Origin of the sequence: Streptomyces sp. NPDC006450 (assembly GCF_040612195.1) — a bacterium.
In the GTDB taxonomy this organism is placed as follows: Bacteria; Actinomycetota; Actinomycetes; order Streptomycetales; family Streptomycetaceae; genus Streptomyces.
In genome coordinates this window covers 1-11,990 of the sequence record NZ_JBEXPT010000160.1, presented here as the reverse complement: position 1 = coordinate 11,990, position 11,990 = coordinate 1, and the positions used below count along the sequence as shown (strand labels likewise).

The window sequence follows — 11,990 nt, the reverse complement described above, 5'->3', positions numbered from 1 at the left end:
ACTGAGCCCACCCCCGCAGGCAGTCAACCAAACGGCCGCGCTCCCCGGATTCCGGGGAGCGCGGCCTTTTCCCGTCCCGCCGCGACGCACGCGTCCTACTGCGTCTCGCCGCGTCCTACGAGCCCTGCTTGAACTCCAGCGCCGCGGCCATCGCCCCGAGCTGCTCGAAGGAGGCCGTCCCGGTCACCACCGTGACGTAACCCTGGTCCTTGCGCACGAGGGCGTCGTACTTCTCGCCGTCCCAGCGCTCCCAGACCTGGTCCCCGACCCGCTGGGTCTCCCCGGTGGCCGTCGCCTTGCGGGTGACCTTCCCGATGTACCTGTCCGTGGCGTCCGCGGACTGCTCCACCGCCACGTACTGCTGCGTCGGATCCAGGAAGCCCAGGTGCCAGGCACTGGCATCCTTGCGCGCGTACCCCACCGAGGTCGCCCGCCACTCCGGCGGCAGCCCGACGGGCACCGCCACGGGGTACGGCGCCGCGCGCCGGGCCGTGAGGCTTTCGACGCGGTAGTCGACCACCTTCGTCGGGTCGGCCTTCTCGTCATGTGGGATGACCAAATAGATCCCCCCGACCACGAGCCCGATCACCGCCAGCGACCGGACCATGTCCACGACCGTCTGCTTGCCCTTCATACCTGCCACGACACCATCGTCCCGCATGGCCCGGAGCGATCACCGCCGGGGTCGGAAAGGCGCGCCACGGGCAGCGCAAGATGTCCGCTCAGGACAACCGGCTGACCGATATGGCGCTCATACGTGACCCGGTCTGCTCAATATGTCGACGTACCGATAGAGTCGAGGGACCCTCACTCCCGGCCGTCGCCGTACAGAAAGGTGCGCTCCGATGACCGAGCACAACCTGCCGCCCCAGCTCGAAGTCTCTCCGGAGGCACCCGACCGCAACCTCGCCCTGGAACTCGTACGGGTCACCGAGGCCGCTGCCATGGCCGCGGGCCGCTGGGTCGGGCGTGGTGACAAGCTCGGCGCCGACGGCGCTGCCGTCAACGCGATGCGGACCCTGATCTCCACCGTCTCGATGAACGGCGTCGTCGTCATCGGCGAGGGCGAGAAGGACGAAGCCCCGATGCTCTTCAACGGCGAGCAGGTCGGCGACGGCACCGGCGCCGAGGTCGACATCGCCGTGGACCCCATCGACGGCACCACCCTGAACGCCAAGGGCATGCCGAACGCCATCGCCGTTCTGGCCGCCGCCGACCGCGGCACCATGTTCGACCCGTCCGCGGTGTTCTACATGGAGAAGCTGGTCACTGGTCCCGAGGCCGCCGACTTCGTCGACATCAACGCCCCGGTCTCCGTCAACATCCGCCGCGTCGCCAAGGCCAAGAACATGGCCGTGGAGGACGTCACGGTGATCATCCTCGACCGCCCCCGCCACGAGGGCATCGTCAAGGAGATCCGCGAGACCGGCGCGCGCATCAAGTTCATCTCCGACGGAGACGTCGCCGGCTCGGTGCTGGCCGTCACGGAGGACAGCGGCATCGACCTGCTGCTCGGCATCGGCGGCACCCCCGAGGGCATCATCTCGGCCTGCGCGATCAAGTGCATGGGCGGCACCATCCAGGGCAAGCTGTGGCCCAAGGACGAGGCCGAGCGCCAGAAGGCGATCGACGCGGGCCACGACCTGGACCGCGTCCTGTTCACGGACGACCTGGTCTCCGGCGACAACGTGTTCTTCGTCGCCACCGGCATCACGGACGGCGAGCTGCTGCGCGGCGTCCACTACCGCTCGGAGACCGCGACGACCTCCTCGCTGGTCATGCGCTCCAAGTCGGGCACGATCCGGCAGATCGACTCGACCCACCGCCTCTCGAAGCTCCGCGCGTACAGCGCGATCGACTTCGACCGCGCCAAGTAGGCCACCGGCGGCGCGGCATCACGACGAGGGGCGCTCCCGCGTGCGGCGGGGGCGCCCCTTGTCGTACGTCCGCCTGCCGTAGGTCCGGTCGTCGCTCGTCCGCTGCCGGACCGCGCGCCACGGAGCTCCGCGCCGCCTACGAGGCTTCGCGCAGCTCCCCCGCCCGGCGCCGCCGGCGGGCCAGCACCACCCGGCGCTCGGCGGCCGTCAGCCCGCCCCAGACTCCGTAGGGCTCGGGCTGTATCAGCGCGTGCTCCCGGCAGGCGACCATGACGGGGCAGCGGGCACAGACCCGCTTGGCGGCGTCCTCACGGGACAGCCGGGCGGCGGTCGGCTCCTTGGAGGGGGCGAAGAAGAGCCCGGCCTCGTCGCGCCGGCACACCGCGTCCGCGTGCCATGGGCCGTCCTCTTCCCTGGCCGGCACCCGCGGCTTCGGCACGACCGCCGCCGGGCGCCCCTGAAGACTCTGGACGGCGGCTACCTGCAGGGACTGGCGCGGCGGATGCGGCACGGTCTACTCCTGACGACGTATACGCGAGGAAGAGGCGACGCACCTGTCCCTACCCGCTGTGCGCGCCCCTATGCACCGTGTGCCGCCGATCCGGCCGCTTCGACCGAAAGGTGCTCCCGTCCGGCCCGGCACCCGTCATCCGGACGTCACGCGACGGACGGCTTCCAGTCGGGGCGACGGCCCAGGAAGGCGAGCAGCGCACCGGCCGGATCGGCGTCCGGATCGGGCGCGGAGGCGAGCGCCGGGGCGTACGCGAACCCGCGCAGCGGCTCGGCGAGCACCCGGGCGGCCGGGGTCAGGGCCGCCGCGAGGGCGGGGGTCAGCGGGGAGGCCTGGCCGGTGGCGACCGCGAGGTCCCAGGCGTGGACGGCCGCGTCGAGGGCGGCCGCGGCGACCGCGGTCTCGGCGTCGAGGGTGAACGGGGGCAGCGGGACGGCCACTTCGGTGGCGCCCGGCGCGACCTCCGCGAAGGCCTCCGCGGCGGCGTCGAGGGCGGGCTCCAGCAGCTCCGTGGGGCTGCCGGCCAGGGTGCCGGTGGGTGCGAAGGGGTCCTCGGCCGGTCCCTGCCCGCCGGTGAGGCGGCCCGCGTAGGCGAGCTGGTCGCCGGCCGCGTGCTGGAGCACTTGGCCGACATTCCACTGGTCGCACGGCGTCGGCGCGCTCAGGGCATCGGCCGGTAGGGCGGCGGCGACGGAGCGCAGCGCTTCGTGCGCCTGGTCGAGCAGATCCCACGTGGATGTCATGGGGCCGACCCTACAAAGAGGCCCCGGCCAAAGAGCTTTATTCCAAAGCCAGTTGCCCGCGTGTCGGGCTACCGGGCGCCCTCCCGGCCCTTGCGGAGCCTGCTCGCCAGGTCCACCAGGCGGGCGCCGGGCCTGGGGCGGGCCTCGATGTTGCCCAGCAGCGCGAAGCCGCGGACGATCACGACCGGGGCGTGCGGGTCGGTCTCGCCGCGCCCCTCGCCGTGCACCTCGACGTTGCCGAGGACGCCGCTGCCGTAGCCGCGCAGGGTGACGTTCTCCGGAACCAGGATCTCGACGTTGCCGAGGATGCTGGTCACGTTGATCTCGGTGACCTGCTGCTCGAAGACCGCCTGGGTCAGGTCGATGCTGATGTCGCCCATGACGGAGACCGCGCGGGTGTGCGCGCCCGGCCGCCAGCGCCCCTTGCGGGAGGAACTGCTGCACACGGCCACGACCGTCTCGACCGGGGCGCCCGCCGGGGCTCCCACCGGGGCGCCATCGGCGTAGGACGCCACCCCCGGCCGGGTGCCGGCGCCGGGCGCGGGCAGGTCCCGTACGAGCACCTCCAGCTCGCCGACCGTCTTCAGCGCGTACAGCGAGTCGAGCCGCTCCGAGTGCTCCTCGGTGCTCAGCCGGCCCTCGGCGACGGCGTCGGCGAGGATCTGCGCGATCCGGTCCCGGTCCGCGTCGGAGGCGCGCAGCCCGGGGGCGGGCGCGGGGGCCGGCATCGGGGCCGGCGCGGATGAGGGCTGCTTTTCCAGGTCCACGCGACCCAGCATAGCGAGACACGATAGATCGCGATACTGGCCAGTGAGCCTTACCTCACAACAAAAGCCACCGGAAGAGGTCCTACGCTGGATACCGCGCTGCCAAACGGTCGTCAGCGCCGTCTGCCGAGTGAGGGAATGACTGCCGTCATGCCAGAGTTTGCGTACACCGACCTGCTGCCCCTGGGCGAGGACTCCACCCCGTACCGGCTGGTGACCTCCGAAGGCGTCTCGACCTTCGAGGCCGACGGCCGTACGTTCCTCAAGGTCGAGCCGGAGGCGCTGCGCAAGCTCGCCGAAGAGGCGATCCACGACATCCAGCACTTCCTGCGCCCCGCGCACCTCGCGCAGCTGCGCCGGATCATCGACGACCCCGAGGCCAGCGCGAACGACAAGTTCGTCGCCCTCGACCTCCTCAAGAACGCGAACATCGCCGCGGCCGGCGTCCTGCCGATGTGCCAGGACACGGGCACGGCCATCGTGATGGGCAAGCGCGGCCAGAACGTCCTCACCGAGGGCGGCGACGAGGCGGCCCTGTCCCGCGGCATCTTCGACGCGTACACCCGGCTGAACCTGCGCTACTCGCAGATGGCCCCGGTCACCATGTGGGAGGAGAAGAACACCGGCTCGAACCTGCCCGCGCAGATCGAGCTGTACGCGACCGACAGCGGCGCGTACAAGTTCCTCTTCATGGCCAAGGGCGGCGGCTCCGCCAACAAGTCCTTCCTCTACCAGGAGACCAAGGCGGTCCTCAACGAGGCCTCCATGATGAAGTTCCTGGAAGAGAAGATCCGCTCGCTCGGTACGGCGGCCTGCCCGCCGTACCACCTGGCGATCGTGGTCGGCGGCACCTCGGCGGAGCACGCGCTCAAGACGGCGAAGTACGCCTCCGCCCACTACCTGGACGAGCTCCCCACCGAGGGCTCCCCCCTGGGTCACGGCTTCCGCGACGAGGCCCTGGAGCAGCAGGTCTTCGAGCTGACCCAGAAGATCGGCATCGGCGCGCAGTTCGGCGGAAAGTACTTCTGCCACGACGTCCGCGTCGTCCGCCTCCCCCGCCACGGCGCGTCCCTCCCGATCGCGATCGCCGTCTCCTGCTCCGCGGACCGCCAGGCCACCGCGAAGATCACCGCCGAGGGCGTCTTCCTGGAGCAGCTGGAACGCGACCCGGCACGCTTCCTCCCGGAGACGACGGACGCGCACCTGAACGACTCCGCGGACGTGGTCTCCATCGACCTGAACCAGCCGATGGACACCATCCTCGCCACCCTCACCCAGCACCCGGTCAAGACCCGCCTCTCCCTGACCGGCCCGCTGGTCGTGGCCCGCGACATCGCGCACGCCAAGATCAAGGAACTCCTCGACTCCGGCGCGGAGATGCCGCAGTACCTGAAGGACCACCCGGTCTACTACGCGGGCCCCGCGAAGACCCCGGAGGGCTACGCCTCCGGCTCCTTCGGCCCGACCACGGCCGGCCGCATGGACTCCTACGTCGAGCAGTTCCAGGCGGCGGGCGGCTCCAAGGTCATGCTGGCCAAGGGCAACCGCTCCCAGCAGGTCACCGACGCGTGCGGCAAGCACGGCGGCTTCTACCTCGGCTCCATCGGCGGCCCCGCGGCGCGCCTGGCCCAGGACTGCATCAAGAAGGTCGAGGTCCTGGAGTACGAGGAGCTCGGCATGGAAGCCGTCTGGAAGATCGAGGTCGAGGACTTCCCGGCCTTCATCGTGGTCGACGACAAGGGCAACGACTTCTTCCAGAACCCGGCCCCGGAACCCACCTTCACCCACATCCCGGTCCGCGGCCCGGGCCTGTAAAGAACGCCATCGAGGGCCCCTCCCCCAGGCGGAGGGGCCCTCTGGCATACCCCGCCCCCGGCACCGGCCCGCGCTCCGGCCCGCGCTCCGGCCCGGGCCGACGCGGCCGGTCCCCTGCCCTGCCCGGTAGGGCCACCGCATCCGGTTAACGTCGGGGACACGACCCCGCACCAGCGCGTTCACCCCGCTTTGCAAGGATTTCCGTATGGCTGCACCGACCCCCCTCCCCCCGGCCCGCGCCACGCGGGTCATCGCCCATCGCGGGGCCTCCCACGAGCACCCCGAGCACACCATGGCCGCCTACCGGCAGGCCATCGCCGACGGGGCGGACGCGCTCGAATGCGATGTGCGGCTCACCGCCGACCACCGGCTGGTCTGCGTGCACGACCGGCGGGTCGAGCGGACCTCCGACGGGCGCGGGGTCGTCTCCGAGATGACGTACGAGGAGCTGCGCGCCCTCGACTTCGGGGCGTGGAAGGGGTCCGGGCACGCCGGGTCCCGGGTGCTGCTCTTCGAGGACCTGGTCAAGGAGGCGCTGGCCGCGCCGTACCCCGTCGGGCTGGCCGTCGAGACCAAGCACCCCACCCGCGCGGGCGGCCGGCTGGAGGCCGAGCTCGTGCGGCTGCTCGGGGAGTACGGGCTCGCCGACGGCGGAGCCGGGCGGGTTGAGGTGATGAGCTTCTCCCGGACGGCGCTGACCCGGATGCACCGCCTCGCGCCGGGGCTGCCGGCCGTGTACCTGATCGAGCGCAGGGTCCGGCCGGTCCGTCCCCCGTACGCCACCCACGCGGGTCCGGGCATCGAGCTGGTCCGCCGGGATCCGGGGCTGGTGGGACGGCTGAAGGCCAAGGGGCTCCAGGTGCGCGTGTGGACCGTGGACGAGCCCGAGGACGTGGAACTGTGCGTGCGCCTGGGCGTGGACACGCTCATCACCAACCGGCCCCGGGACGTACGGAAACTGCTGCTCGACATGTGAGCACCCGGCCGGGGTGCGCCGGCCGGGCGTGGGGGGTCGGAACTGACGGGGGTACAGGTCTGACGGGGGTACTGGTCTGACGGGGGTGTTACACGAAGCGCTGGCCGGCCGAGCCGTTGCAGGTCTGCAGGCGCAGCGGTTCGTGTGCCGCGGCCACCGTCAGGCACATGCCCGGGGCGGCGGCGGGCCGGAAGGTGGCTCCGTCGCGGACGAACTGCTGGTTGGCACCGCCGTGGCAGTTCCAGATGATCAGTGCGGTGCCGCCGCCGTATTGGGCGCCGGGCGCGTCCAGGCAGCGGTCGTGGGTGAGCTCGACGTGGAGGGACTTCTTCGCGGAGTCGTACCACCAGCCCTGGTTGCGGCCGCCGTGGCAGTCCCATCCGAGGACCTTGGTGTTGTTGGCGCTGGCGCCGCCGTTGGAGTCGAGGCAGTTGCCCGTCGCCTCGTTCTTCAGCGGCTTGTACAGGTCGTCCCAGGCCCCGGCCTGCAGGACGGGGGTGCCGGTGCTCGCGGGGTCGGCGCAGGAGGCCTCGCGCAGGCCGGAGGCGTAGAGCTGGGTCAGACAGGACGCGAAGGCGCCGTGGCCGCGGTAGTTGGGGTGGAACGACTGGCGGGCGGTGTTCTCGTCCCACGGGAAGTGGTCCCCGAGGTCGAGGTAGAGGCCGCGGGCCCAGCTGTCCTCCATGCAGACCTCGTGGCCCTGGAAGAGCCGCGAGTTGTCGAGGTAGGTCGCGCCCCCGGCGAGGGCGGCCGCGCGCATGCCCTTCTCGAAGGTGGGCACCGCGTAGTTGCGGCCCCAGGCGGCGTCGGAGTCGTAGCCGGCGCAGCCTCCGGGGAGCTTGCCGGGGAAGTCGGGGTTGTCGTAGAAGTCGGGACCGATCGGGCTGGGGTAGCCCATCACGACCAGCTTGTAGTCGGTGTCCGCGTACCCGGCGTCGCGCATGACAGACTTCAGGTCGCCGATCGTCGACTGCACCTTGGGCTTCAGCCCGTCGACGCGTGCCTGCCAGCCCGGACCGTACTTCGGTTCGCAGGTGCCCTGGCTGAGCACCCAGCGGGTGACGCAGTCGGTCATGACCGGGCCGAACTGCAGGTCGTCGTTGGCCCCGGCGACCAGCACCACCATCTTGATCCTGGTGTTGCGGGCCTTGATGGCCAGGCTGTCGCTCTGCACCAGCTCGTCGGCGTACTGCTTGCTGCCGCCGATCTTGATGTTGCCCGTGTAGCCACCGGAGCAGGCCGCGTTGAAGGTGTAGTCGGCCGCGATGCCGGTGCGGTGGATCGCCGCGTCGGGCGAGCGGTGGCACTGGTTGGACGGGGTGTTGGTCGCGGGGTCGTAGTTTCCGACGCCCTCGCCCGAGATCTCGCTGTCGCCGAGCGAGATCAGACCGGTCTTGCGGTCCGCGAGCGGACGGATCGCGGAGTCGCCGTAGATCTTGACGGCCTCGGCGGCCCTGATGGCCTCCAGTTCGGGCGTGAGGGGTGTGGCCGCGGCCGCCGCGGCGGAGCCCGCGGTGGTCGCCGCGTGGGCCATGGGGGTGATGGCGGTGACGCCCCCGAGGGCGGCCGCCGCCGCCGCGACGGCGGCGAAGGTAGATCTGAGCCTGATCCTTGATTGTGTACGGGCACGTGCCATGAACGCCTCCCCGATCTCGGTGTTACCCCCGGTATTTACTGGCCGGTAGGCGAGTTGGGAACAGTCCGAACAAGACAATTGCTCAACTTTTTGAGGAGGCACCACAGATGACCGATCATCAGCAGACAGGCGAGAGCCCCGACGCGTTCCGCGTCGAGCACGACTCCATGGGCGACGTACGCGTACCCGCGCACGCCAAATGGCGAGCTCAGACCCAGCGCGCCGTCGAGAACTTCCCCATCTCCGGACAGCGCCTGGAGCGCGCCCACATCGAGGCGCTGGCCCGGATCAAGGCCGCGGCGGCCACCGTCAACGCCCGGCTGGGCGTGGTCGACGAGGACATCGCCGCCGCGATCGTCTCGGCGGCCACCGAGGTGGCCGAGGGCCGCTGGGACGCCCACTTCCCCGTCGACGTGTTCCAGACGGGTTCCGGCACCTCGTCCAACATGAACGCCAACGAGGTGATCGCCACCCTGGCCACCGAGCGGCTCGGCCGCGCCGTCCACCCCAACGACCACGTCAACGCCTCGCAGAGCTCCAACGACGTCTTCCCGTCCTCGATCCACATCGCCGCCACCGCCGCCGTCACCGGCGAGCTCATCCCCGCCCTGGAGCACCTGGCCGGCGCGCTGGAGCGCAAGTCCGCCGAGTTCTCCCAGGTGGTCAAGGCCGGCCGGACGCACCTGATGGACGCCACCCCTGTCACCCTGGGCCAGGAGTTCGGCGGGTACGCGGTCCAGCTGCGCTACGGCGTCGAGCGGCTGCGCGCCGCGCTGCCGCGACTGGCCGAACTGCCCCTGGGCGGAACGGCCGTGGGCACCGGGATCAACACCCCGCCCGGGTTCTCGGCGGCCGTGATCACCGAGGTCGCCGCGGCGACGGGGCTGCCGCTGACCGAGGCCCGGGACCACTTCGAGGCCCAGGGGGCCCGGGACGCGCTCGTCGAGACCTCCGGAATGCTCCGTACGGTCGCCGTGTCGCTCACCAAAATCTGCAACGACCTGCGCTGGATGGCCTCGGGCCCGCGCACCGGATTGGCCGAAATCAATCTCCCGGATCTCCAGCCGGGGTCCTCGATCATGCCCGGGAAGGTCAATCCGGTCGTCCCGGAGGCCGCCCTGATGGTCGCCGCCCAGGTGATGGGGAACGACGCGGCGGTCGCCGTGGCGGGCGCCGCGGGCAACTTCGAGCTCAACGTGATGCTCCCCGTGATGGCCCGCAACCTCCTGGAGTCCATCCGGCTGCTGGGCTCCGTGAGCCGCCTGCTGGCCGACCGCACCGTGGACGGAATCACCGCCAACACGGCCCGGGCCAGGGAGTACGCCGAGTCCTCGCCCTCCGTGGTGACCCCGCTGAACCGGTACATCGGCTACGAGGAGGCCGCCAAGGTCGCCAAGAAGTCCCTCGCGGAGCGCAAGACGATCCGGGAGGTCGTCCTGGAGTCGGGCTACGTGGACCGCGGCGACCTCACCCTGGAGCAGCTCGACGAAGCCCTGGACGTGCTGAGGATGACCCACCCCTGACCCCGGCGCGCCCGCCCCGTCCCGGGGTCCGTATCCGGTCGTTTCCCGCCCCCGGGCACCTCGGTGACCTGCAGCGCCGCGATCCTCCGGACCGCCGCCCTAAGATCTGCCCTTGACATACTCCCCTTCCTGAAAGGGAGGGGAGTCCTACGGCTCGCGCCGTGGGGCCTTCTGCTTCGTCGCCGACTGCCCGCCCGGAGAACTCCGTTGAGGTCCTACACCGGCTCCACAGACTGTCACGGCCAGCCCGGCCGCCAGAAGGTTCTCCGCCGCGTTCACGTCCTTCTCTCCAGTGGAGAGGGTCACCAGATGATCCAGGCCCGCGTCGATCCCCACTGCCTCATCGGTGGCGGGAAGCGGCTTGATGCCGGGGTCGTCACACAACAGGGAGACGAACCAGCGCCCGGCCGCGTCCTGGGAGACGGTCACCGTGGACGGTGCTACACCGTCCGGCAGGGTCCGCGACCAGACGATGTCGAGCGGTTCGGACATGTTGGCCAGGATCAGACGCCCGTCACGGAACCCGCTCCTGCCGCGTCCACGCCTCCGTACGCGCGGCAAGCGCCGGGTTGTAGACCTTCCGCACACACCCGAAGGTGCGCAACAGCTCCGCCGCGTGCGCATCCGTCGGATGGAAGCGGTACGTGAACGCCCGCTTCACGTGAACAGTGGTCATGGCTCACAAACTTGTAGATCATCAGGTGAGGAACAAACCACGCGGGTCACAGCACTGCGAACCGCCCAACGGGCGGAGCTCAGCCTGTTGCCCCGCTTCGCAGGGGTTCACTTCCTCCCCCGCCCAAAGGCTGGGGGTATTCACGAAGGAGTCCGGATGACAGGTACCGGAGGCCGCGGGGGCGGCAGCGCGCGGAGCTCGGCACCGGGCGCGGCACGGAGTGCGGCGCGGGGCGCCGCCGAGGGCGTCCGCTGGGCGCCCGGGGAGCAGATCCTGTGGCGCTACCGCGACCACGCGCCCGACGCGAAGGGTGCCGTCCACATCTGCCGGCCCGTGACCGTGGTGACCGACACCGACGAGCTGCTCGCGGTGTGGATGGCCCCCGGGACCGAGTGCGTCAAGCCGGTGCTCGCCGACGGGACCCCGGTCCACGAGGAGCCGCTCGCGACCCGGTACACCGCGGCGCGAACCACCGTACGGTCGCGCTGGTTCGGAGCGGGCGTGCTGAAGCTGGCGCGGCCCGGGGAGCCGTGGTCGGTATGGCTGTTCTGGGGGCCCGGCTGGCGGCTCAAGAACTGGTACGTGAATCTGGAGGAGCCCAGGTCGCGGTGGGCCGGCGGGGTGGACTCCGTGGACCACTTCCTCGACATCGCCGTCTATCCGGACCGCAGCTGGAAGTGGCTGGACGAGGACGAGTTCGCACAGGCCCAGCGGTCCGGCCTGATGGACCCCGGACAGGCCGGGCGCGTGCGCGCGGCCGGACTCGCGGCGGTGGAGGTGATCCGGTCCTGGGGTCCGCCGTTCTCCGAAGGCTGGCAGGATTGGCGACCGGACCCGGCCTGGGGCGTACCGGCGCTGCCGGAGGACTGGGACCGCACTCCGGCGCATATGACGTCATGAGACCCTTGATGCGCCCCCGGGGGGCAATCGTAGGATCGTCCTCCGCCGGAGCGTCGGCGGTCAAATGTCGCCAGCAGAACAGCATTTGACCTAGGCCGACGCGATAACGAGAGGTAACGAGCGGGACGCGGAAACGCGGGGTGATGGTGTCCCCGCCGCTGAGCGGGTATACCGCGACTGACCGAGTTGAGTGCAGCGCACATCGAGCGCAAACGGACGGAATGCCACGCGTGACGGAGTACCCCACCTCTCAGGAGGGCCCCCAGCCGGTTGCCTCCGGCGGTCGGACGGACGAGCCCGGCCACGGCACGGAGGAACTGGGCCACGGCAAGGCCCCGCTCCCGGCGGCCGAGGCCGTGCGCACGCATGCGCAGCCCCAGGCGGCGGACCTGCCCCACCCCCGCGCCACGGCGGAGGCTCCGTCCGCCTCCGACGGGGCCGGGAAGCCCGGCGACGGCGCTGCCGGACCCGGCCAGGGCGCGGCCCGGGTCCGGGCCGGCCGTGACGAGGCCGCGGCCTCCGAGGTCGCCGGCGCGCGCACCCGTGACGGCGAGGCGGCCCGCGCG

10 protein-coding genes and 2 pseudogenes are annotated in these 11,990 nt (G+C 71.2%); 6 read left to right on the top strand and 6 right to left on the bottom strand.

Translation table 11 applies throughout. From position 1 onward, the window contains the following. Positions 1 to 115: 115 nt before the first annotated feature. A complete protein-coding gene (locus tag ABZY57_RS29820; protein WP_356517185.1) occupies positions 116 to 634 on the bottom strand; it encodes a DUF4245 domain-containing protein in 519 nt (172 codons plus the stop codon). Between the two features lie 211 nt (positions 635 to 845). On the opposite strand from ABZY57_RS29820, the gene glpX reads away from it, so the two are divergent. Continuing rightward, complete coding sequence (gene glpX, locus ABZY57_RS29815; protein ID WP_356517183.1) at positions 846 to 1,877, top strand: class II fructose-bisphosphatase; 1,032 nt, start codon at positions 846 to 848, stop codon at positions 1,875 to 1,877. A 136-nt stretch (positions 1,878 to 2,013) separates the two neighbouring features. Here glpX and ABZY57_RS29810 read toward each other — a convergent pair whose 3' ends face one another. From ABZY57_RS29810 to ABZY57_RS29800, 3 genes are all read right to left on the bottom strand, one after another. Next, on the bottom strand, positions 2,014 to 2,316 hold the full coding sequence (locus ABZY57_RS29810; RefSeq protein ID WP_254382915.1) for a WhiB family transcriptional regulator: 303 nt from the start codon (positions 2,314 to 2,316) through the stop codon (positions 2,014 to 2,016). 218 nt (positions 2,317 to 2,534) lie between these two features. After that, positions 2,535 to 3,131 carry a TIGR03086 family metal-binding protein gene (locus tag ABZY57_RS29805; RefSeq protein ID WP_356517181.1) on the bottom strand — a complete coding sequence of 199 codons (597 nt, stop codon included), beginning with the start codon at positions 3,129 to 3,131 and terminating at the stop codon, positions 2,535 to 2,537. 68 nt (positions 3,132 to 3,199) lie between these two features. After that, a complete protein-coding gene (locus tag ABZY57_RS29800) occupies positions 3,200 to 3,898 on the bottom strand; it encodes a DUF1707 domain-containing protein (protein ID WP_356517179.1) in 699 nt (232 codons plus the stop codon). A 150-nt stretch (positions 3,899 to 4,048) separates the two neighbouring features. Between ABZY57_RS29800 and ABZY57_RS29795 the strand changes: the two genes are divergently transcribed. Together ABZY57_RS29795 and ABZY57_RS29790 are read left to right on the top strand one after the other, a co-directional pair. Then, complete coding sequence (locus tag ABZY57_RS29795) at positions 4,049 to 5,713, top strand: fumarate hydratase (RefSeq protein WP_356517177.1); 1,665 nt, start codon at positions 4,049 to 4,051, stop codon at positions 5,711 to 5,713. Between the two features lie 205 nt (positions 5,714 to 5,918). Next, the gene (locus tag ABZY57_RS29790; protein WP_356517175.1) at positions 5,919 to 6,689 is read left to right on the top strand and encodes a glycerophosphodiester phosphodiesterase; all 771 of its coding nucleotides are present in this window, start codon (positions 5,919 to 5,921) and stop codon (positions 6,687 to 6,689) included. 88 nt (positions 6,690 to 6,777) lie between these two features. Here ABZY57_RS29790 and ABZY57_RS29785 read toward each other — a convergent pair whose 3' ends face one another. After that, positions 6,778 to 8,325 carry a ricin-type beta-trefoil lectin domain protein gene (locus ABZY57_RS29785; RefSeq protein WP_356517173.1) on the bottom strand — a complete coding sequence of 516 codons (1,548 nt, stop codon included), beginning with the start codon at positions 8,323 to 8,325 and terminating at the stop codon, positions 6,778 to 6,780. A gap of 107 nt (positions 8,326 to 8,432) precedes the next feature. Between ABZY57_RS29785 and ABZY57_RS29780 the strand changes: the two genes are divergently transcribed. Next, entirely contained in the window at positions 8,433 to 9,848 is a 1,416-nt protein-coding gene (locus ABZY57_RS29780; RefSeq protein ID WP_356517171.1) for a class II fumarate hydratase, read from the top strand. A gap of 147 nt (positions 9,849 to 9,995) precedes the next feature. Here the strand turns inward: ABZY57_RS29780 and ABZY57_RS29775 are convergent. Further along, a pseudogene (locus ABZY57_RS29775) lies at positions 9,996 to 10,524 on the bottom strand (helix-turn-helix domain-containing protein). Positions 10,525 to 10,680: 156 nt separating this feature from the next. Here ABZY57_RS29775 and ABZY57_RS29770 point away from each other — a divergent pair. Further along, on the top strand, positions 10,681 to 11,424 hold the full coding sequence (locus tag ABZY57_RS29770) for a DUF402 domain-containing protein (protein ID WP_356517169.1): 744 nt from the start codon (positions 10,681 to 10,683) through the stop codon (positions 11,422 to 11,424). Positions 11,425 to 11,654: 230 nt separating this feature from the next. Continuing rightward, a pseudogene (locus tag ABZY57_RS29765) lies at positions 11,655 to 11,990 on the top strand (hypothetical protein); the annotation flags it as partial.